A 21,883-nucleotide genomic window follows, 5' to 3' on the forward strand; every position below is an offset into this window, starting at 1 on the left:
TTTTCGAATGATCCGCCGCGCGCAAGCTTCAAGCGCCAAGCCGCAGGTCCTAAGCCTTACGCACCTTGCTGCTTGAAGCTTGCCGCTCGACGCTGCTTTTAGGGCGCGTACGGCAAATCGCGCTTGTGTTGGGTCTTGCGGTAGGTGTTGACGATGATGTCGAACGCTTCCTGACGCAGCGGCTCGCCATGCAGGAAGGCATCGATCTCGGCGTAGGTCACGCCGTGGGACGCTTCGTCCGGTTTGCCCGGCATCAAATCTTCGAGGTCAGCAGTCGGAATTTTCTCGACCAGGTTCTCCGGCGCGCCGAAGTGGCGGGCGATGGCGCGCACCTGGTTTTTGACCAGACCGCTCAGCGGCGCCAGGTCGCAGGCGCCGTCGCCGAACTTGGTGAAAAAGCCCATGACCGCTTCCGCGGCGTGGTCGGTGCCGATCACCAGGCCGCCGCGAACGCCGGCGATGGTGTACTGCGCGACCATGCGCGTGCGCGCTTTGACGTTGCCTTTGACGAAATCCACGGCAGCCTCGGGCTGGCCTTCGAAGGCCTTCACCTGCTCGACCAGCGCCTTGACGGAGGGCGCGATGTCCACCGTGTGACGCTCGTCCGGGTTGATGAAATCAACCGAGGCGGTGGCTTCGTGCTCGTCGTGCTGAATGTGATACGGCAGGCGCACGGCGATGAACTGATAGGCGTTGTCACCGGTGCTTTCACGCAGTTCTTTGACGGCGCGCTGAGCCATCAGGCCCGCGGTCAACGAGTCGACGCCACCACTGATGCCCAGCACCAGCACTTTCAGGCGGGCGTTCTGCAGGCAGTCTTTGATGAACTGGACGCGGCGCGCGACTTCGGCTTCCAGTTCACCCTGGTTGGCGAACGGAGCCTGGACCTTGAGCTCCTTGGCGATCTCGAGCTGTACGGCTTGCATGATTTACTCCTTATGCAGAAGAAGAAAAATAGGCATGAAATAGTGTGTGATGGGTGCTCGAGTCAGGCTGGCACCTTGAATACGTGACGCAGGTAAGACACGAATTCGGGATCCTTGCACTGCGTCTTGCCCGGTTCGTCGGAAATCTTCGCCACAGGCTGGCCGGCACAGGCGGTCATTTTAAGCACGATGCTCATGGGCTCAATGCCCGGCACATCGGCGGTCAGGTTGGTCCCGATGCCGAAGCTGACGTTGATCCGACCGCGCAGTGCGCGAAATATTTCCAGCGCTTTGGGCAGGTTCAGGCCGTCGGAGAACACCAGGGTCTTGGTCATCGGATCGATCCCGAGCTTCTGGTAATGCCTGATGCACTTCTCGGCCCACTGCACAGGATCGCCTGAGTCATGGCGCAGACCGTCGAAGAGCTTGGCGAAGAACAGGTCGAAGTCGCCGAGGAACGCATCGGTGGTGATGCAGTCGGTCAACGCGATGCCGAGCAGGCCGCGGTATTCACGCACCCAGCAATCGAGCGCGGCGATCTGGCTGTCGATCAGGCGCGGGCCCAGTTGCTGATGCGCCATGATCCATTCGTGAGCCATGGTGCCAAGCGGCTTGAGGTCGAATTTGCGGGCCAGGTGCACGTTACTGGTGCCGACGAACTGACCGGGAAAGTCTTTCTTCAGCACCGAGACCACATCTTCCTGCACGGCGAAGGAAAAGCGCCGGCGGGTGCCGAAATCAGCCACCTTGAGTTCGGCCAGCTCATCGGGCGTGGCCGAGGCGGTCAGCCAGTCAAACTTGCGGTATAGCTGATCGCGCGCCTGAACCAGCAGGGTATTGGGGTTGCGGTAACGATTGCGCACTTCGCTGACGATGGCGAGGATCGGCACTTCGAACAGGATCACGTGCAGCCATGGGCCGGCGAGGCGGATGGTCAGTTCGTCGTTCTCGATGCTGGTGTGCACGTACCGGAGGTTGAAGCGGAACAGGCCGAGGAAGCGCAGGAAATCCGGCTTCATGAAGTTGATGCGTTCCAGAAAGCCGGTTTCCTCAACGCTCAGCGACAGATCGCAGAGCTGTTCGATCTGGTGGCGAATTTCCTTCAGATAAGGCCGCAGATCTTCACTGTTACGGCAGCGAAACTCCCATTCAACGTCGACGTTGGGGTAGTTGTGCAGCACAGCCTGCATCATGCTCAGCTTGTAGAGGTCGGTATCGAGCAGGTTCTGCACGATGCGATCCGCGAAAGCGCTCTCACTCATTGTGTCGCTCCAGCCAGCAGCGGCCGCCAGAGTGCGGCCCATGGAATTCAATTCGGTGTCGCATACAACCTTGTGGCAACGCCTGGTGTTGGCTCCAGGCCACTACGTCCGGTCTGTTATTGACGATGACGGACATAATGCCAGCGCAGAGCGGCTTGGGGCAGAAATGTTTGGTTGTATGGTTTTCCTGTAGGAGCGTGGCTTGTCCCGCGATCTGCCGGGAACCGGCAGCAAACCCATGCGAACCCGGCATATCAGGAAGACCTCATTTACCGGTTTTGCTGCCGCTACGCAGCAGATCGCGGGACAAGCCACGCTCCTACAGGTATCAGGTGAACGGGCCTCACTGCGGCGTAGGCTGGTCCAATTGCTCCAGCATCCACTCCACGAACACCCGAATCTTCGGCACTTCGGCCGCATGCTCCGGGTACGCCAGGTAGTACGCGTCGCGGCTGGGGAGCGCGTGTGGCCAGGGAATGATCAGCTTGCCGTCTGCCAGTTCTTCTTCAACCAGAAACCGTGGCAACAGCGCGACGCCGCAGCCAACCTGCGCGGCGCGGATGCACATGTAGAAGGTCTCGAAGCGCGGGCCGTGGTAGCTGTGTTCGGTCTGATAACCCTGATCCTCGAACCATTCATGCCAGGCCTGCGGGCGATGGGCGTTCTGCAGCAGGACGAGGTCGGCCAGTTGAGTCGGGTCGGTGAAGGGCTCGTCGGGCAGACTGCCCGGGGCGCAAACCGGGACCAGTTCCTCACTGAACAGCTTTACGCTTTCGGCGCCCGGTCGCGCGCCCTGGCCGAAGTAGAACGACATGTCGCAGCGGTTCTGCGCCAGATCGTCGCTTTCCTGTTCGTTGACGAGGTCCAGGTGTATGTGCGGATGACGCAGGCGCCAGCCTTTGAGGCGTGGGACCAGCCAGCGTGCGCCGAAGGTCGAAGGTGTGGACACACGCAGGACTTCGGTTTCGCCGCCGTAGGAGCGCAGGAAGTGCGTGGACATCTCCATCTGCGTGAGCACTTTGCGTACTTCGGCCAGATACAACGCACCGGCGGGCGTCAGTTGCAGGCGTCGGCGCACGCGTCTGAACAACAGGTGCTGGACCAGTTCTTCGAGCTGCGCCACTTGTTTGCTGACCGCACTTTGCGTGAGGTTCAGCTCTTCGGCGGCTCGGGTAAAACTCAGGTGCCGGGTCACCGCTTCGAAACATTGCAGCGCCGTGACGGAGGGCAAGTGGCGTTTGTTCAGCATATTCAGGCCTGTTAAGCGTCAGCATGAAAAAACGGAATGATATCTCGCTTAAACGTCGTTTGTTGCGCTGCGTAAGGCCAGCTATTACTACACGCTGAAGCTATCCCCATCCGCCAGCACCGAATTCCAGTATTCCGCATTCGCGTTTACGGTTCACCAGTACTCAGGAGAAATCATGCTTAACGATCTGCTATCCCGCCTCGGTGTCGACCCTGCCCTTTATCAGAAAGGCGACAAGCCTGTTCATACGCCGATCGACGGCAGCCAGGTCGCTTCGGTGAGTTGGGAAGGTGCCGCCGAAGTCGAGCAGCGCATCACCCGCGCCGAGCACGCGTTCGATGCCTGGCGCAAGGTGCCTGCGCCCCGTCGCGGTGAGCTGATTCGCCTGTTCGGTGAAGCCCTGCGCAAGCACAAGGCCGATCTGGGCGAACTGGTTTCCTGGGAAGCCGGCAAGATCACCCAGGAAGGTTTGGGTGAAGTGCAGGAAATGATCGACATCTGCGACTTCGCGGTCGGCCTGTCCCGTCAGATGTATGGCCTGACCATCGCCTCCGAGCGTCCGGGTCACCACATGCGTGAAACCTGGCACCCGCTGGGCGTGGTCGGTGTGATCAGCGCGTTCAACTTCCCGGTCGCTGTCTGGTCGTGGAACACCGCGCTGGCGCTGGTGTGCGGTAACTCCGTGATCTGGAAACCGTCCGAAAAGACCCCGCTGACCGCATTGGCCTGTCAGGCGTTGTTCGATCGCGTTGCGGCTGAATTCCCTGATGCGCCGCAGTTCCTGGCGCAGTGCATCGTCGGAGGTCGTGAAGCGGGCGAAGCGCTGGTAGACGACACCCGTGTTGCGCTGATCAGCGCCACCGGCAGCACGCGCATGGGCCGTGAAGTCGCACCGAAGATTGCTGCCCGTTTTGCTCGCAGCATCCTGGAACTGGGCGGCAACAACGCCATGATCCTGACCCCGAGCGCCGACCTGGACCTGGCCGTTCGCGCCGTCCTGTTCAGCGCCGTCGGCACGGCGGGTCAGCGTTGCACCACGCTGCGTCGTCTGATCGCCCACAAGTCGGTCAAGGCCGAGTTCGTCGAGCGCCTGAAAGCGGCGTACGCCAAGGTCCGTATCGGTCATCCGCTGGAAGGCAATCTGGTCGGTCCGCTGATCGACAAGCAAAGCTTCGAAAACATGCAGGAAGCGCTGGAGCAAGCCTTGAGCGAAGGCGGCAAGGTCTTCGGCGGCAAGCGTCAATTGGCGGACAAATTCCCGAACGCGTATTACGTTTCGCCTGCCATCGTTGAGATGCCTGAGCAGAGCGACGTGGTGCGCAGCGAAACCTTCGCGCCGATCCTGTACGTGGTCGGTTATGAAGACTTCAACGAAGCCGTGCGCCTGAACAATGACGTGCCACAAGGTCTGTCTTCGTGCATCTTCACCACCGACGTGCGTGAGGCCGAGCAGTTCATCTCCGCGCTGGGCAGTGACTGTGGCATCGCCAACGTCAACATTGGCCCGAGTGGTGCAGAGATCGGCGGCGCGTTCGGTGGCGAGAAGGAAACCGGTGGCGGTCGTGAGTCCGGTTCGGATTCGTGGAAAGGCTACATGCGTCGCCAGACCGCAACCGTGAACTACTCCCGCGAGTTGCCGCTGGCGCAAGGGATCACGTTTGATTGATTGAATCGCGGTAAGTAAACGTACCGCGTTGACACTATTCGCGAGCAAGCTCGCTCCCACAGGACTGTGAATACCTTCCGGACGTGTCCACCCTGTGGGAGCAAGCTGCTCCCACAGGACTGTGAATACCTTCCGGACGTGTCCACCCCGTGGGAGCAAGCTCGCCCCCACGGGAGCTGTGAACACTTTTTGGCGTGTTTATTCTGTGGGAGCGAGCTTGCTCGCGAAGGCGTCATAACGAACGACATCGGTATCTGGATTTTGATGATCGTGCCCACGCTCTGCGTGGGCATGCCTTGATGGACGCTCTGCGTCCGTTTTTGTATGACGCAGAGCGTCATGAACTGCGTTCCCACGCGGAGCATGGGAACGATCGGTAGACGTGTCTCTTTCCGAGGTTTTGCGATGCCGCTACGCGAAGAATGTCTGTGGGAAACGCTGACGCCGCAGAGGCCTGAGGCGCCAGCGTTGAAAGGGGAAGTGACCGTCGATGTGTGCGTGATCGGCGCAGGCATCACGGGGTTGTCGGCGGCAATTCATCTGCTTGAACAAGGCAAGACAGTCGCCATCGTCGAAGCTCACCGCACTGGGCAGGGCGGCTCGGGACGGAACGTGGGTCTGGTCAACGCCGGGCTGTGGATTCCGCCTGACGAGATCGAGGCCGGGTTCGGCGAAAAAGTCGGCAGTCAGCTCAACACCATGCTTGGCAACGCGCCTTCGCTGGTGTTCAGCCTGATCGAAAAGTACGGCATCGATTGCCAGGCGACCCGCAAGGGCACGCTGCACATGGCACACAACGCCAAGGGCGAAATCGACCTGCGCAGCCGTGAAGAACAATGGAAACGTCGCGGCGCTCCGATTGAGTTGCTCACCGGCAAGGCCTGCCAGGAGGCGACCGGCACGAAGGAAATCACTGCCGCCTTGCTCGACCATCGTGCCGGGACCATCAACCCGATGGCCTACACCAGCGGCCTCGCGGAAGCTGTCTCCCGTCTGGGCGGTCAACGTTTCGACCATTCGCCGGTCAAGCGCCTGGAGCGTCAGGGCCAGCGCTGGTGTGTGATCACCGAAAACGGATCGGTCATCGCTGATCAAGTGGTGATTGCCTCCAACGCCTACACCGAAGGTGAGTGGACTGACCTGCGTCGTAACTTCTTCCCCGGTTATTACTACCAGGTCGCCTCGGCGCCACTGACCGAAGACGCTGCGCAGCAAATTTTGCCCGGCGGCCAAGGCTCGTGGGACACCCGTCAGGTGCTGAGCAGCATTCGTCGAGATGCCGATGGCCGCTTGTTACTGGGCAGTCTGGGTAACGGTAACCAAAAGCCGACATGGTTCCTCAAAGCGTGGGCCGACCGTGTTCAGCAGCACTATTTTCCGTACCTGAAAAAGGTCGACTGGGAATGCACCTGGACCGGTTGCATCGCGTTTACGCCCGATCATCTGCTGCGCATGTTCGAGCCTGCACCGGGTTTGGTCGCGGTCACCGGTTACAACGGCCGTGGCAACACCACCGGCACGGTGGTCGGTAAAGCGTTTGCGGATTACCTGTGCAGCGGCGATGCGTCTGTTCTGCCGATTCCCTTCGCCAGCATGCAGCCGCTCTCGGCCATCGGTTTAAGAAGCTCTTTATATGAGGCTGGCTTTTCGCTATACCATGCGGGGCAATGCCTCAGAATTGTCATCTGAGGCGAAATATCTGTGGTAAAACGACGCTTTTTCGCGCATCCACTAACCTGAAATGGTGCGTCCCGTAGCGGTCTCGCACCGACGGTGTGCAGTTCGGTGACGCAGGCTGTAACAACAGGGTTGTACAGGTCAGGCTGGCGTGGTTGCGCGGTTAAATGTGGAGGGTTGCTCTTTAAAAGTCGCAAGGTTGCACCTTGCGCGGTTTAGACGGTTGCACGCCCGATTAAAAAGGGCCAGAAACAGTCGAATAACAACAAAACGACGACTTTTTTCAGAATAAAAAACCGATGGCACGCCACTTGCTCACAGCAACTCTGTGGTCGCAGTGCTAATTAAAAAACCTAGGAGCACCAACTCATGTCGCAGACGTTTTACAGGAAAGGCTTTCTGGCACTCGCAGTCGCTACTGCAATGGGTGCGGCTACTTTTGCGCAGGCTGACATCAAGATCGGCGTTTCCGGTCCAATGACCGGTGCCAACGCTTCGTTTGGCAAACAGTTCTGGGAGGGCGCGCAAGCTGCGGCTGCAGCCATCAACGCCAAGGGCGGCGTCAATGGTGAGAAGATCGCCCTGACTCAGTACGACGACGCTTGTGAGCCAAAGCAGGCCGTCGCTGTCGCGAACAAAGCGGCCGCTGACAAAATGGTCGGCATCGTGGGTCACTTCTGCTCTTCTTCGACCATTCCTGCTTCGGAAGTCTATGACGAAGCCGGCATCATCGCGATCACCCCTGCGTCCACCAACCCGAACGTTACCGAGCGTGGTTTGAGCGCTATGTTCCGTATGTGCGGTCGTGACGATCAGCAAGGCATCGTTGCCGGCGACTACATCGTCGACGTGCTCAAGGGCAAGAAAGTCGCGGTCATCAATGACAAAGACACTTATGGCAAAGGCCTGGCAGACGCTACCGCCAAGCAACTGACCGCTCGCGGCGTGAAGCCTGTACTGGAAGAAGGTCTGACCCGTGGCGAGAAAGACTTCAGCGCCCTGGTCACCAAGATCCGCGGCACAGGTGCCGACGTCGTTTACTTCGGTGGCCTGCACCCGGAAGCCGGTCCTCTGGTCCGCCAAATGCGTGAACAGGGCCTGAAAGATGTCAAGTTTGTCTCCGATGACGGTGTTGTCACCGACGAACTGGTCACCACTGCTGGCGGTGCCCAGTATGTTGATGGCGTCTACATGACGTTCGGCGCGGACCCGCGTCTGCTGCCTGACAGCAAGGCCGTGGTTGAAGAATTCCGTAAGAAAGGCTACGAGCCTGAAGGCTACACCCTCTACTCCTACGCTTCTGTACAGACCCTGGCTGCTGCATTCGCGGGCGCCAAGTCTACCAAGGGTGAGGATGCCGCCAAGTGGCTGAAGGCTCATCCCGTGGAAACGGTGATGGGTAAGAAAGAGTTCACCACCAAAGGCGACCTGAAGGTGTCCGACTACGTGGTTTACCAGTGGGACAAAGACGGCAAATATCACCAGCTCGAAAAGCAGAAGTGAGTTGAGCGCTTAGTCGGAAGCGTCGTGTCGCGGGCTTGGAACCTCGACACGACGCTGTCCGGTAATCGGTGCTGCCTTTGGGCAGCCCCGGATTTCTTCTGTTGCCATCGTGCCCGTCCCGCTATCTCTCACGAGGAGATACCCGGCACGCGCCAGGTTGGCCTTTCAAGTTCGTGAGCGTGCGTGATGGATGGTATTTTCCTGCAGCAAATGGTCAACGGCCTGACCCTCGGTTCGGTCTACGGCCTGATCGCCATCGGTTACACGATGGTTTACGGCATCATCGGCATGATCAACTTCGCCCACGGCGACGTGTACATGATCTCCGCCTACCTTGCAGCCATCGGCCTTGCCGTGCTGTCCTTCTTCGGTATCGAGTCGTTCCCTTTCCTGATTCTCGGCACGCTGATCTTCACCATTGTGGTGACCGGTGTGTACGGTTTCGTCATCGAGCGCGTGGCTTACAAGCCGCTGCGTAACTCGACCCGCCTGGCGCCGCTGATCAGCGCCATCGGTATTTCCCTGATCTTGCAGAACTACGCACAGATCGCCCAGGGCCCACGCCAACAAGGCGTTCCGACCCTGCTCGAAGGCGCCATGCGCTTCGAGGTCGGCAGCGGTTTCGTACAGATCACGTACACCAAGATCTTCATCCTGATTGCCGCGTTCATCGGCATGGGCGTGCTGACCTACATCATCAAGTACACCAAGCTGGGTCGCATGTGCCGCGCCACCCAACAGGACCGCAAGATGGCGTCGATCCTGGGTATCAACACCGACCGGATCATCTCCTACGTATTCGTCATCGGTGCAGCCATGGCGGCTTTGGCCGGCGTGCTGATCACCATGAACTACGGCACCTTCGACTTCTTCGCCGGGTTCGTCATCGGTATCAAGGCCTTCACCGCAGCGGTGCTCGGTGGTATCGGCTCGTTGCCGGGCGCGATGCTCGGTGGATTGATCCTGGGGGTTGCCGAGTCGCAATTCTCCGGTCTGATCAACTCCGACTACAAAGACGTGTTCAGTTTCGGCCTGCTGGTAGTGATTCTGATCTTCCGTCCTCAAGGCCTGCTGGGTCGCCCACTCGTGGCGAAGGTATAACCATGTCTGCTCCTGTCAAACCCATCGATATCAAACAAAGTCTGATCGACGCGGTCGTTGCCGGCCTCCTGGCGCTCATCGTGTTTGGCCCGATCGTCGGCATCGTGCTCGACGGCTACGGCTTCAACATGCAACCGGGTCGTGTTGCCGCACTGGTCGGCGTCGTCGTCGTCGGGCGCTTTTTCATGAGCCTGTTTCTGCAGACGCCAAAAGGTCTGGCCATCGCGCAGAGTTTCGAAACCACGGGTTCTGGCGTGCATGTACTGCCACCGGGTTACAAGACCCGACTGCGTTTCGTCATTCCGCTGATGATCCTGATCGCCCTGATCTTCCCGGTGTTCGCCGACAAGTACGTGCTGACCGTGGTCATCCTCGGCCTGATCTACGTGTTACTGGGCCTGGGCCTGAACATCGTGGTCGGCCTGGCCGGTCTGCTCGACCTGGGTTACGTGGCGTTCTACGCCATAGGCGCATACGGTCTGGCGCTGGGTTATCAGTATCTGGGGCTGGGCTTCTGGTCGGCATTGCCGCTGGCGGCCATTGCGGCGGCGTTCGCCGGTTGCATCCTCGGCTTCCCGGTCCTGCGCATGCACGGCGACTATCTGGCCATCGTGACCCTGGGTTTCGGTGAAATCATTCGTCTGGTGTTGAACAACTGGCTGTCCTTCACCGGCGGGCCAAACGGCGTGCCGGTGCCTTCGCCAACGTTCTTCGGCCTGGAGTTCGGGCGTCGGGCCAAAGATGACGGCATTCCGATCCATGAATACTTCGGCTTCGAATACAACCCGGACCTGAAATTCATCTTCATCTACGCCGTGCTGTTCCTGGTCGTGCTGGCCGTGCTGTACGTCAAGCACCGCTTGACCCGCATGCCGGTCGGCCGCGCGTGGGAAGCCTTGCGTGAAGACGAGATCGCCTGCCGTTCCATGGGCCTGAACCACGTGCTGGTCAAGCTCTCGGCGTTCACCATCGGTGCCTCGACCGCAGGTCTGGCCGGTGTGTTCTTCGCCAGCTATCAAGGCTTCGTCAACCCGACCTCGTTCACCTTCTTCGAGTCGGCGCTGATCCTGGCGATCGTCGTGCTCGGCGGCATGGGCTCGACCGTCGGTGTGGTGATCGCCGCGTTCGTGTTGACCGTTGCGCCCGAGATGCTGCGCAGTTTCGCCGAGTACCGCGTGTTGCTGTTCGGCATCCTGATGGTGCTGATGATGATCTGGCGCCCACGTGGCCTGATCCGCATCAGCCGTACCGGCGTACAACCACGCAAAGGCGTGCTGGCTAAAGTGGAGGGCGCGTGATGAGCGACGAAATCGTTCTTTCCGTCGAGAACCTGATGATGCACTTCGGTGGCATCAAGGCCCTCAGCGACGTGAGCCTGGAGGTGCGCCGCAACTCGATCTTCGCCCTTATCGGCCCCAACGGCGCCGGCAAGACCACCGTGTTCAACTGCCTGACTGGCTTCTACAAAGCCACAGGCGGGCGTATCGAACTCAACGCACGCGGCAAGAAGACCAACGTCATCCAGTTGCTCGGCGAGCAATTTCGCGCCAGCGACTTCGTGTCGCCCAAGCGTTTCGGCAGCCGCCTGTTCTACAAAATGTTCGGCGGCACGCACCTGGTGAACCGCGCGGGTCTGGCGCGTACGTTCCAGAACATTCGCCTGTTCAAGGAAATGTCGGTCGTCGAGAACCTGCTCGTGGCCCAGCACATGTGGGTCAACCGCAACATGATCGCCGGCATCCTCAACACCAAGGGGTATCGCAAGGCCGAAGAAGATGCCATGAACACGGCCTTCTACTGGCTGGAAGTGGTCGATCTGGTGGACTGCGCCAACCGTCTGGCGGGTGAGCTTTCCTACGGCCAGCAGCGCCGTCTGGAAATCGCCCGCGCCATGTGCACGCGTCCACAGGTAATCTGCCTGGACGAACCGGCCGCAGGCCTCAACCCACAGGAAACCGAAGCGCTGAGCGGCATGATTCGCCACCTGCGTGACGACCACGACATGACGATCGTGCTGATCGAGCACGACATGGGCATGGTCATGGGCATTTCCGACGATATCGTTGTGCTCGACCACGGCAACGTAATCGCCAAGGGCAAGCCGGAGCAGATCCGCAACGATCCGAAGGTGATTGCGGCGTATCTGGGTGCTGATGAAGAGGAGTTGGTATGAGTAAGCCGATCCTCGAACTGAAAGAGATCGACGTGTACTACGGGCCGATTCAGGCCCTGAAAAAAGTCTCGATGCACATTGATGAAGGCGAAACCGTCAGCCTGATCGGCTCCAACGGCGCGGGCAAGTCCACGCTGCTGATGTCGATCTTCGGTCAGCCGCGCGCTGCCAGCGGCCAGATCATTTATCAGGGCACTGACATCACGCACAAGTCCTCGCACTACATTGCGTCCAACGGCATTGCGCAGTCGCCGGAAGGTCGTCGTGTGTTCCCCGACATGTCGGTGGAAGAAAACCTGATGATGGGCACGATCCCGATTGGGGATAAGTACGCGAGCGAGGACATGCAACGCATGTTCGAGCTGTTTCCGCGCCTCAAGGAGCGTCGCAATCAGCGCGCAATGACGATGTCCGGCGGCGAGCAGCAGATGCTGGCCATCGCGCGCGCGCTGATGAGCCGTCCGAAGTTGCTGCTGCTGGACGAGCCGAGCCTTGGCCTGGCGCCGATCATCGTGAAGCAGATTTTCTCGACGTTGCGTGAGCTGGCGCGGACCGGGATGACGATCTTCCTGGTCGAGCAGAACGCGAACCATGCCTTGAAGTTGTCTGACCGCGCCTACGTGATGGTGAACGGAGAGATTCGTCTGACAGGTACGGGTAAAGAGCTGCTGACCAACGAGGAAGTCAGGAACGCGTATCTGGGCGGGCATTGAGTTCTTTCGTGGTCTCGTAGCAGCAGACGCCCTGGATGGAGACATCTCGGGCGTTTTTGTTTGGGTCTCGGTTGGGCGCTGATTTCGGATGTATATCCATTGTCTCGGGTGGCGCGAATTCACCTTTTCGCCCCTCGGCGACTCACTTTCGAAAAGCGCGAAAGTAAGCAAAGCGCTCTTGCTCCTGGCTTGGCCCGACTTCGTCGGGTTCCCTCAGCTCCGGCGATGCTCCGTGGGCCCGCCGCCATCCGCCATCCATGGCGGGGGGCGGCTCTCGCGGCATCCATGCCGCTCGGCCCACGAAGCACCGCCTGCGTTCGGCCTGCACCCAAGTCGCGATTTGTGTCGCCTGATCCGTCGCGTTCGAAGATCAAAAAGCCAAAGCAAGAGCCGTGCTGCTATAGATGAAAACGCCAATTGTGGAAAACAATTTTGAAGAGCTACCAAAGCGCGACAGTTAGCCGCTGCAAATGGTTGTTTTGTCACGGTTTTGACTTGTTCAGTTTTACTGTGGGCCTGGCTGTGAATAAGTTGGTAGTAGCTGGCTGGAGGCCTTTGTTTACGTGGCCTGTGGCGCGCTGTTCATTATTTGATCAGTGAGTTCGGCTGTTATTTTCGAGTGTTTTGTCAACGATCTTCAGCCTGGTTTTTTATACAGTTTTTGCAGTGTCCAGGCCTGTGGATAACTCTGTGTGCAACCGTTGGAAAGACCTCCGCAGATAGCGCAATCCCTAGGGTGTACAGCGGGATCCTGTCCAACTGTGCAGGTCCTGAGTGAATTGCGTTGCAGATACGTTTCAGCGGGTCAAGTAAAAATGCCGTCTCGCATACCCACAGGCCCCGTATGGCGCGGCTTGTGCGTATCTGAGTTGCCCCCAGAGATTGTGGGTCTGGCTGTGGATAACGTGGGCAAAACTGCTTGCAGGCCAGATAGCACAAGGCCTTGCTGCTTTTGGTCGTTTTTTGTACAGCGTGGAGGTTGTATGACGATCTTCACTGCAGGCTTGATCCCGACCCATCTGCGCGGGCATTCTCCAGAGCTTTCCTACACGCAACGCAGGTTGCGTTCACTCGATGCTTATCTGATAAGCCCGCAACCTTTAGTCAGGAGAACGACATGACATCTACCGTGTTCATTACCGGTGCCACTTCCGGGTTTGGCGAAGCCTGTGCAAGACGTTTCGCGGAGGCGGGTTGGTCGCTGGTGCTGACCGGTCGCCGTGAAGACCGCCTGCAGGCGCTGAGCGCCGAATTGTCGAAGCAGACCAAGGTTCACACCCTCACGCTGGACGTGCGTGATCGCGTGGCCATGGAGAAGGCTATCGACGGTCTGCCGGCAGAATTCGCCAAGATTCGCGGTTTGATCAACAACGCCGGCCTGGCGCTGGGGATCGATCCGGCACCCAAGTGCGATCTGGACGACTGGGACACCATGATCGACACCAACGTCAAAGGGCTGGTTTACACCACGCGTTTGCTGCTCTCGCGCCTGATTGCCTACGGCCGTGGCGCCAGCATCGTCAACCTGGGTTCGGTCGCGGGCAACTATCCGTATCCGGGCGGTAACGTGTATGGCGGCACCAAGGCGTTTGTCGGTCAGTTCTCGCTGAACCTGCGCAACGATCTGATCGGGACTGGCGTGCGCGTGACCAACCTTGAGCCCGGCCTGTGTGAAAGCGAGTTCTCGCTGGTGCGTTTTGGCGGTGACCAGGCCAAGTACGACGCCACCTACGCGGGCGCCGAGCCGATCCAGCCGCAGGACATTGCCGACACGATCTTCTGGATCATGAACACCCCGGCGCACGTTAACGTGAACAACCTGGAGCTGATGCCGGTGAGCCAGACCTGGGCGGGTTTTGCGATTGATCGCAGTCGGGGTGAGACGAAGTAAGGACGCGCTTCTGCCCGGAGGGCGTAGCAAGCTGCGCTACGCCCTCCGGGCAGAATCAAAAGCGCCAATATTGATCAGGCTTTGAAATATTCAGCCAGACCGATATAGCAGGTCGCCAGGTGATAAGGCGTGGTCGACGGCATGTCGCTGCGGCTGATCCGGCCTTGAACATCCAGGCATTCGTTCCAGCCGGTCGGGTGCAGAAAGCGTTGCTGTAAAGCATTCAGCTGGCGCGCCAGCAGTTCTTCACTGTCAGGGCGCAGCGTCAACGCTCTCAGGTATTCGGCCTGTGCCCAGATGCGCTGGGTGCCGTCTTTCACCGACCCGTCCACGTCCAGCATCGCAGCGACAGCGCCGGTGGTTGGGTCCACACCTTGTGCCTGCGCATGAGCAAAGGCCGTGGTCAGTGAGCGATGCAGCGGCGTGCCGCACAGGTGCTCGGACGACTCCAGCAGATAAAACCACTCGAACTGATGACCCGGCTCGGACCAGTTATCCACAGCGTCCAGCGGTTTCTCCAGCATCACCCCGTGCTCGATATCCACAAAGCGGCGTTGCATCGCTTCGGCAAGGCTGTCCAGCGCGGCCAGGGTGTCAGCGTCTTCGCGCACGTCCAGCGTGGCGAGAAAGGCTTCTGCCAGATGCATCAGCGGGTTTTGCAGAGGGCCTGCTTCCAGCGACGACCAGTCTTCGGCCAGTACCGATTCATACAGGCCGTCACCGTCGGCGAAACGCTGGGCAACGACGTTGAGCGCGGCGTTGAGCACCGACTCCACCAACGGCTCGCGGACTTTCGCCCAGTAATGCGCACACGCGAAAATGATGAAGGCGTGGGTGTACAGGTCCTTGCGGCGGTCCAGTGGAGCGCCCTGTGGATCGATGCTGTAGAACCAGCCGCCGTGCTCAGCGTCGTGGAAATGCCGTTGCAGGGAACGAAACAGCGCTGCGGCCCGGACGTCTGCCTCCGGCACCTGCGGGTTGCCGATGAAGCTGGAGAACAAAAACAACTGGCGCGCGCACGCCATGGCGCGATAACGCTGGGGAGGAAGCGGCTGATGCTGCGCATCCAGCGCCTCGAACGGCAGCGCCATCTCGGCGTTCCAGCCCGGTCCCTGCCAGAGCGGCACGATCACATCCATGAAGTGTTGCTGCACGGTGGAAAACACAGCGGACAGTTCAGACTTGGCGCGAGGAAGAGAAACGTCAGGCATCGGATGGCGTCACGGCAGGGGCAAATTGCGCGACATGGTAGCAGGGGACGGGGATTTTGAGTCAGAAGCGGATCAATTGTAGAAGCGTGTTCCTACAGGTTCAGGGTTTACCGCCAATGTGAACGACGGCTGAGGCTTGGGAGAGGGATGGAACTGTGGATAACATCAATACCTGTGGGAGCGAATTCATTCGCGATGCAGTGGAGCATCCGACACATTCACATCGGCTGTACCACGATCTCGCGAATGAATTCGCTCCCACGGAGGTTAAAGTTCAGGCGTAAAGTCCCCCGTCGGACTTAACCCGCAAACAACCAGACGCCGGTCGCGGCCGACAGCGCACCGGCAATACGCACGATCGGCGCAGCCGCTGCTGGCAGGAAGCGCACCACCGCATAGCCAGCGGCATGCAAAGCAGCCGTTGCGCCGACGAAGCCCATCGCATAACCCCACGGGCTGGACATTTCGGGCAGCTCAAGACCATGCGCCACGCCGTGGAACATCGCGAACAGGGCAGTTGCGGTCACGGCCATGAACAGCGGAGGACGCACGGCCAGTGCCACGGCCAGACCCAGTGCGAACACCGAGGCCGCGATACCGCTTTCCAACGCTGGCAGTTCCAGACCTTCGAAGCCCAGCAAACCACCTATCAGCATGGTGCCGACGAAGGTGCACGGCAGCGCCCAGCGAGCGGCGCCTTTCTGTTGGGCCGCCCACAGGCCTACCGCAATCATCGCCAGCAGGTGATCGACACCGCCCAAGGGGTGGCTGATGCCCGCCACAAGCCCGCTTTCGTCGTGGCCCGGGTGCGCAAAGGCCAATGCCGGGGCCAGCAACAGCGCGAGGGTGCTCAGGATTTTTTTGCCGTTCATCAATGATTGTCCTTAATGAGTTGGGGGAAAGAATCAGGCGGCTGTCAGCAGGCCCTGGCGTTCGATGAAGGCGATGATGTCCTCCAGGCCGTGACCGGTTTTCTGGTTGCTGAACACAAACGGCTTGTCGCCACGCATCTTTTTGGTGTCGCGGTCCATCATCTCCAGCGATGCACCCACCAGCGGCGCGAGGTCGATCTTGTTGATCACCAGCAGATCCGATTTGCAGATGCCCGGGCCGCCTTTGCGCGGCAGCTTGTCGCCGGCCGACACGTCGATCACGTAGATGGTCAGGTCCGACAGTTCAGGGCTGAAGGTTGCCGACAGGTTGTCGCCACCGGACTCGACGATGATCAGGTCCAGGCCTTCAAAGCGTCGGTTCAATTGATCGACGGCCTCCAGATTGATGGACGCGTCTTCGCGAATCGCCGTGTGTGGGCAACCGCCGGTTTCCACACCAATGATGCGTTCGGGCGCCAGCGCCTCGTTGCGCACCAAAAAGTCGGCATCTTCGCGGGTATAAATGTCGTTGGTGACCACGGCAAGGTTGTAGCGCTCGCGCAGGGCCAGGCACAGGGCGAGGGTCAGGGCCGTCTTGCCGGAACCGACCGGACCGCCGATACCGACACGCAGGGGTTGGCTGTTCATCAAATGCTCTCCGTTAATCTTCTTGTGCGTTTGGTGGTGTGGCCGCTGCCATAAAAAATCAGGATCGAAACAGGCGGCTGTACTGGCGTTCATGCGCCATGCTCGCCAGCGACAGGCCGAACGCGGCGCTGCCGATGTGTTCAGGGTCGAGTTCCGTCGCGTGTTGCTGAGCGTTTTGCAGCAGTGGAAGCAATTCACTGGTCAGGCGTTGCGCGGCCTGTTGCCCCAGCGGCAGTGTCTTCATCAATACAGCGAGCTGGTTTTCCAGCCAGCTCCACAGCCACGCCGCCAGCGCATCCTGTGGATGGATCTGCCAGGCACGGGCGGCAAGCGCCCAGCCAAGCGCCAGGTGCGGCTCTTCAATCTGTTGAAGGAAGTCACGGGCGGGCTGATCCAGCTCAGGCAGGCCGCTGAGCAGTTGCTGCAACGAGTAACCCATCTGCCGGCTTTCCAGGTGCAGTTCGCGGGTTTCACGGCTGGCGCGATGCTGCTCGCTCAGTTGCAACAGCATCGCCCAGTTTTCCTCAGCGGCGGCCGTGCAATGCGCCAGTAACAGCGGCGCTTCGAAGCGCGCCAGGTTAAGCAGCAACTGGTCGCCGATCCAGCGACCCGCGCTGGCCGGGTCGGTGACGATGGCGTGTTCCACCGCCATCTCCAGCCCCTGCGAGTAGCTGTAGCCACCAATCGGCAGTTGCGGGCTGGCCAGACGCAGCAGCGCCCAAGCCTTGTTCATTTGCGCACGCCGAATTGGTGGATGCGTGGCGCGTAGTTGAAGTCTTCTTCACCCGCGCGTGAATGGTGATGACCGCCGCCGTAGGCGCCGTGTTCCGGCTGGAAGGGGGCTTCGATGGACTCGGTGGTCGCGCCAAGCTGGTCGAGCATGGCCTTGAGTACGTAGTCGTCGAGCAGACGTAGCCAGCCGTCGCCCACTTGCAACGCGACGTGGCGGTTACCCAAGTGATAAGCCGCGCGGGTCAGTTCGAAGGCGCTGCTGCAGGTCACGTGCATGAGCTGCTCTGGGCGCGCGCAGACTTTCACCACACGACCGTCTTCGGCCTTCAGGAAGTCGCCGTCACGCAACGGTGGCTGGCCACGTTCAAGGAAAAGACCGACGTCTTCGCCCTCGGCACTGAAACAGCGCAGACGGCTTTTGCTCCGCGCTTCGAAATTCAAATGCAGCTCGGCGGCCCACTCAGTTTGGGGTTCGATTCGTTGATGAATCACCAGCATCGGAAAACTTCCAGCAATGTGCGATGCAATGTTCAGAGCAAGTGGCTTGCCAACTGACGGAGCGGTCAGAAATTGCCTACATACAATGCGGGAGTGATTGAGAATGGGGCGACAAGATGGCGTGTATTGGTGCGCATGGCTGAATTCAGCACCAATAGCGTGCATTTTCAGGTAAAAGCGTTCGCGGGCAGGCGCGCCATTAAGAGTGGCGGCACTGTCATGTAGGAGCTCGCTTGCCCGCGACTCGATTGATCATCCGACCACCGCAGCCGCTGACTCGCTGCCATCCCAAGCTGGCTCATCCATACGTGCGATGCAGCGCGAGGTCTTACTCGGTGCTGCCAAGCCCCTGCCAGCGTTTGGCGCCGATAAAGATGAAGCGCAATTGCTGGGTGATTTTCGCGCGCGGGGTCAGGTGTTCGGCGAGGGTGATGGGCGGCGGGTCGATGAGCTCGGGCAGCATCGCAAACACGCTTTTGACCACAAGGTCCGCCATGACCGATAGGTCGTCGGTGTTCAGGTGCTGGAATTTGGCCATCGACGCCAAGTCGGTCGCCAGGTCGGCGATGATCGCCTCACGCAACGCGCCGAGCGCCTGGCGGACTTTCAAGGAGCCACCATATTGTTCGCGCGCCAGAAACAGGAACTGCGAGCGATTGGCGGCGACGACATCGAGGAAGATCCGAACCGAGGCATCGATGATGCCGCTGTTGATGTTCTCGTTGTGCCGCACCAGGCGAATGGTTTCGCGGAAGGTCTGCCCGACCTCGCTCACCAGTGCCAATCCGAGGTGGTCCATGTCGTCGAAGTGACGATAGAAACCGGTCGGCACGATGCCGGCGGTCTTGGCCACTTCGCGCAGACTCAGGCTGCCAAATCCCCGACCGCTCTCCATCAGTCCCCGTGCTGCATCGAGCAGGGCGTGGCGGGTCTGCTGTTTCTGTTCGGCGCGGGGGAGCATTGGATGACGGGTATCTGAAGAAAGAATGGTCAGCACTCTAACAAATGCGTTTGCGTTGCGTCGAACCGGGTTTCGATGCGTATGACCCAAGACATGAAAAAGCCCGGCATCATGGCCGGGCTCGTTCGCAGCGACGGGCGAATCAGGAAACGCGCTGGTATTGCTGCACCAGACGGTCCGGGCCGTTGTCGGCAACACGCTGATAACGGTGCGCCAGGCTGTTGCAGTTTTCCTCGGCAGCGACGCGCTGGTACTGGTTGATCAGGCGATCTGGACCGTCTTGCGCCAAGGTAGGCAGACCCACTTGCTGGGCAGCTTTCACTTCGCCGAGTACAGGCTGTTCGCTGGCAGGCATGGCGAACGCGCTCGAGGCGAGGAGGGAAAGAGTCAGTGCGATCAGTTGGCGTTTCATGGACGGTGCCTCTCGAAAGGGCGGGTAAGTGAACATGGAGCCAATTTTACGGGTGTACCGGATTTAAAGAAGTTCAAAGGGCTGATGGTGACCATCGACAGAATTGATTCAGCCGGCAAAGCCTTCTAATCCGGGGCTTTGCGCGTCGTTGCAGCCCGCGCTTGCGGTTATTTTCATACCCGCGAACGGGCGGTCAGGGAACTTTATGGCCATGGATTTCCGGATTTCATCAAACCCACGGGGCTTTTGTCAGTCGAAGGGCTAAGACGTATGAGACGCGCCCAGGAAGGGGCGTCGGTATTTGGGGAGAAAACGCAATGACGCGAGGCCGCAAGATATTCGCCTGGACAGTCGGCATTCTGCTGCTGTTACTGGCCGTTCTGATCATTGTTATCGCGACATTCGACTGGAACCGGCTCAAGCCGACCATCAACGAAAAGGTGTCTGCCGAGTTGCACCGACCGTTTGCCATCAACGGCAATCTGGCCGTGCTGTGGCGCCGAGAGCCGGATGAAGGCGGTTGGCGCGCCTGGATCCCTTGGCCGCACATGTCGGCGGAAGACATCGCATTGGGTAACCCCGAATGGTCGAAAAACCCTCAAATGGTGACCCTCAAACGCGTAGAGATGCGTTTGGCGCCGCTACCGTTGCTGGCGCAGCGTGTTGTGATCCCTCGCATCGACCTGACCGAACCGAACGCCAGGATCGAGCGTCTGGCGGACGGTCGTGCGAATTGGGTATTTGATCTGCCAAAAAGCGACCCGAATGCCAAACCTTCCAGCTGGGTCGTGGATATTGGCTCCATCGGGTTCGACAAGGGCCTGGTCAGTTACAACGATCAGATGATCAATACCTCGGTCGACGTGGTCATTGACCCGTTAGGTAAACCGATCCCGTTCAGCGACATCGTTGGCACCGGCGAAGCGAAGAAGGTGTCGGACAAGGGCGCTTCGGCTCAGGACTACGCCTTCGGTTTCACCGCGAAAGGTCAGTACCACGGCCAGAAGCTCAACGGTAGCGGTAAAGTCGGCGGCTTGCTGGCACTGAAGGATGCGGCCCTGCCGTTTCCGGTGCAGGCGGACGTGAGCGCTGGCAACACGCGGGTGGCGGTCGCCGGCACCGTGACGGATCCCCAGAATCTGGGCGAGCTGGACCTGCGCTTGAAACTCTCGGGCGACAGCTTGGGCAATCTGTATCCGCTGACCGGCGTTACGCTGCCCGACTCGCCGCCGTATTCCACCGACGGGCGTTTGATCGCCAGACTGCACGAGCCGGCTGGGGCGTCCTTTCAGTACAAAGAGTTCAACGGCAAGATCGGTAACAGCGATATCCATGGCGATCTTGGCTTCGTGGCCAGCCAGCCACGGCCCAAGCTGACCGGCGCGCTGGTGTCCAATCAACTGTTGATGGCTGACCTGAAGCCGCTCATCGGCGCTGACTCCAATGCGGAGCAGAAAAACCGTGGCGGCGCGAGCAAGCAACCGACTGACAAAGTGCTGCCGGTCGAAGAGTTCAAAACCGACCGCTGGAGCGCAATGGATGCCGACGTCGAGTTCACCGGCAAGAAGATCGTGCAGAGTGCCGAGTTGCCCTTCACCGACCTTTATATCCACGTTGTCCTCAACGATGGCCAACTGAGCCTGGAACCTCTGCGCTTCGGTGTGGCGGGCGGCAAGCTGGACGCCGACATCAAGCTCAATGGCCACAGCCAACCGCTGGAAGGGCGCGCGAAGCTCTCGGCGCGCAACTTCAAGCTCAAGCAACTGTTCCCGACCTTTGAGCCGATGAAGACCAGTTTCGGTGAGTTGAACGGCGACGCCGACATCAGCGGCAAGGGCAATTCCGTTGCTGCGTTGCTGGGTACGGCGAACGGCGAGATGAAAATGGTCGTCAACGACGGTGCCGTTAGCCGTGGGCTCATGGAGATCGCCGGGCTTAACGTGGGCAACTACGTGGTGGGCAAGCTGTTCGGAGACAAGGACGTGAAGATCAATTGCGCGGCGTCACATCTGGGCATCAAGGACGGTCTGGCGAAGACCAACCTGTTTGTCTTCGACACCGAGAACGCGATCATTTATGTCGATGGCACCGCGAATATGAAAACCGAGCAACTGGACATGAAGATCACGCCGGAGTCGAAGGGTTTCCGTGTCTTCTCCCTGCGTTCGCCGCTCTACGTACGTGGGCCTTTCATCAAGCCCAATGCGGGTGTGGAGTCAGGCCCGTTGCTGTTGCGTGGTGCTGGCATGGTGTTGTTGGGTGCTGCAGTCGGGCCTGCTGCAGGTCTGCTGGCGTTGGTCGCCCCGAGTGGTGGTGAGCCCAACCAATGCGCGCCATTGCTGGAGCAGATGCGCGCAGGCAAGGCGCCGAAGACGGTGAAGTGAAACC

At 59.8% G+C, this 21,883-nt stretch carries 19 protein-coding genes; 9 read left to right on the forward strand and 10 right to left on the reverse strand.

The annotated features are described in order from the left end of the window. Positions 1-98 precede the first annotated feature (98 nt). The 3 genes from nadE to ABDX87_RS16680 all read right to left on the reverse strand — a co-directional run bounded on the left by nadE (position 99) and on the right by ABDX87_RS16680 (position 3,437). The gene (nadE, locus tag ABDX87_RS16670; RefSeq protein WP_346828873.1) at positions 99-926 is read right to left on the reverse strand and encodes an ammonia-dependent NAD(+) synthetase; all 828 of its coding nucleotides are present in this window, start codon (positions 924-926) and stop codon (positions 99-101) included. Between the two features lie 62 nt (positions 927-988). Further along, entirely contained in the window at positions 989-2,188 is a 1,200-nt protein-coding gene (pncB, locus tag ABDX87_RS16675) for a nicotinate phosphoribosyltransferase (protein WP_346828874.1), read from the reverse strand. 343 nt (positions 2,189-2,531) lie between these two features. Beyond that, a complete protein-coding gene (locus ABDX87_RS16680; protein ID WP_346828875.1) occupies positions 2,532-3,437 on the reverse strand; it encodes a LysR family transcriptional regulator in 906 nt (301 codons plus the stop codon). Between the two features lie 175 nt (positions 3,438-3,612). On the opposite strand from ABDX87_RS16680, the gene amaB reads away from it, so the two are divergent. The 8 genes from amaB to ABDX87_RS16720 all read left to right on the forward strand — a co-directional run bounded on the left by amaB (position 3,613) and on the right by ABDX87_RS16720 (position 14,161). Continuing rightward, positions 3,613-5,103, forward strand: a complete 1,491-nt coding sequence (gene amaB, locus ABDX87_RS16685; protein WP_346828876.1) for an L-piperidine-6-carboxylate dehydrogenase — start codon at positions 3,613-3,615, stop codon at positions 5,101-5,103. 405 nt (positions 5,104-5,508) lie between these two features. Further along, positions 5,509-6,792, forward strand: coding sequence for an L-pipecolate oxidase (gene amaA / locus ABDX87_RS16690; protein ID WP_346828877.1), 1,284 nt, complete (start codon positions 5,509-5,511; stop codon positions 6,790-6,792). 357 nt (positions 6,793-7,149) lie between these two features. Further along, complete coding sequence (locus ABDX87_RS16695) at positions 7,150-8,283, forward strand: branched-chain amino acid ABC transporter substrate-binding protein (protein WP_346828878.1); 1,134 nt, start codon at positions 7,150-7,152, stop codon at positions 8,281-8,283. Between the two features lie 186 nt (positions 8,284-8,469). Next, a complete protein-coding gene (locus tag ABDX87_RS16700) occupies positions 8,470-9,384 on the forward strand; it encodes an ABC transporter permease subunit (RefSeq protein ID WP_093464991.1) in 915 nt (304 codons plus the stop codon). Positions 9,385-9,386: 2 nt separating this feature from the next. After that, on the forward strand, positions 9,387-10,682 hold the full coding sequence (gene livM / locus ABDX87_RS16705) for a high-affinity branched-chain amino acid ABC transporter permease LivM (RefSeq protein WP_346828879.1): 1,296 nt from the start codon (positions 9,387-9,389) through the stop codon (positions 10,680-10,682). Further along, positions 10,682-11,557, forward strand: coding sequence for an ABC transporter ATP-binding protein (locus ABDX87_RS16710; protein WP_346828880.1), 876 nt, complete (start codon positions 10,682-10,684; stop codon positions 11,555-11,557). Before livM ends, ABDX87_RS16710 begins: the two co-directional genes overlap by 1 nt. Continuing rightward, positions 11,554-12,270 (forward strand): ABC transporter ATP-binding protein, encoded by a 717-nt coding sequence (locus tag ABDX87_RS16715; RefSeq protein ID WP_346828881.1) that lies wholly within the window; start codon positions 11,554-11,556, stop codon positions 12,268-12,270. The genes ABDX87_RS16710 and ABDX87_RS16715 overlap by 4 nt, the downstream gene beginning before the upstream one ends. A gap of 1,117 nt (positions 12,271-13,387) precedes the next feature. Then, entirely contained in the window at positions 13,388-14,161 is a 774-nt protein-coding gene (locus ABDX87_RS16720; RefSeq protein WP_346828882.1) for an SDR family oxidoreductase, read from the forward strand. 74 nt (positions 14,162-14,235) lie between these two features. On the opposite strand, the gene ABDX87_RS16725 is transcribed toward ABDX87_RS16720, so the two are convergent. The 7 genes from ABDX87_RS16725 to ABDX87_RS16755 all read right to left on the reverse strand — a co-directional run bounded on the left by ABDX87_RS16725 (position 14,236) and on the right by ABDX87_RS16755 (position 19,495). Then, positions 14,236-15,372, reverse strand: a complete 1,137-nt coding sequence (locus ABDX87_RS16725) for an AGE family epimerase/isomerase (protein ID WP_346828883.1) — start codon at positions 15,370-15,372, stop codon at positions 14,236-14,238. 299 nt (positions 15,373-15,671) lie between these two features. Continuing rightward, the gene (locus tag ABDX87_RS16730) at positions 15,672-16,244 is read right to left on the reverse strand and encodes a HupE/UreJ family protein (RefSeq protein WP_346828884.1); all 573 of its coding nucleotides are present in this window, start codon (positions 16,242-16,244) and stop codon (positions 15,672-15,674) included. Between the two features lie 33 nt (positions 16,245-16,277). Then, entirely contained in the window at positions 16,278-16,892 is a 615-nt protein-coding gene (gene ureG / locus ABDX87_RS16735) for an urease accessory protein UreG (RefSeq protein ID WP_062378949.1), read from the reverse strand. Between the two features lie 58 nt (positions 16,893-16,950). Further along, positions 16,951-17,625 carry an urease accessory protein UreF gene (locus tag ABDX87_RS16740; RefSeq protein WP_346828885.1) on the reverse strand — a complete coding sequence of 225 codons (675 nt, stop codon included), beginning with the start codon at positions 17,623-17,625 and terminating at the stop codon, positions 16,951-16,953. Next, positions 17,622-18,122 carry an urease accessory protein UreE gene (ureE, locus tag ABDX87_RS16745; protein ID WP_346828886.1) on the reverse strand — a complete coding sequence of 167 codons (501 nt, stop codon included), beginning with the start codon at positions 18,120-18,122 and terminating at the stop codon, positions 17,622-17,624. The genes ABDX87_RS16740 and ureE overlap by 4 nt, the downstream gene beginning before the upstream one ends. A gap of 328 nt (positions 18,123-18,450) precedes the next feature. Then, complete coding sequence (locus ABDX87_RS16750) at positions 18,451-19,083, reverse strand: TetR family transcriptional regulator (RefSeq protein WP_346833544.1); 633 nt, start codon at positions 19,081-19,083, stop codon at positions 18,451-18,453. Between the two features lie 142 nt (positions 19,084-19,225). After that, on the reverse strand, positions 19,226-19,495 hold the full coding sequence (locus ABDX87_RS16755; protein ID WP_074751900.1) for a hypothetical protein: 270 nt from the start codon (positions 19,493-19,495) through the stop codon (positions 19,226-19,228). Between the two features lie 317 nt (positions 19,496-19,812). Between ABDX87_RS16755 and ABDX87_RS16760 the strand changes: the two genes are divergently transcribed. Further along, on the forward strand, positions 19,813-21,879 hold the full coding sequence (locus ABDX87_RS16760) for an AsmA family protein (RefSeq protein WP_346828887.1): 2,067 nt from the start codon (positions 19,813-19,815) through the stop codon (positions 21,877-21,879). Positions 21,880-21,883 lie beyond the last annotated feature (4 nt).

Origin of the sequence: Pseudomonas abietaniphila (genome assembly GCF_039697315.1) — a bacterium.
GTDB lineage: Bacteria > Pseudomonadota > Gammaproteobacteria > Pseudomonadales > Pseudomonadaceae > Aquipseudomonas > Aquipseudomonas abietaniphila_B.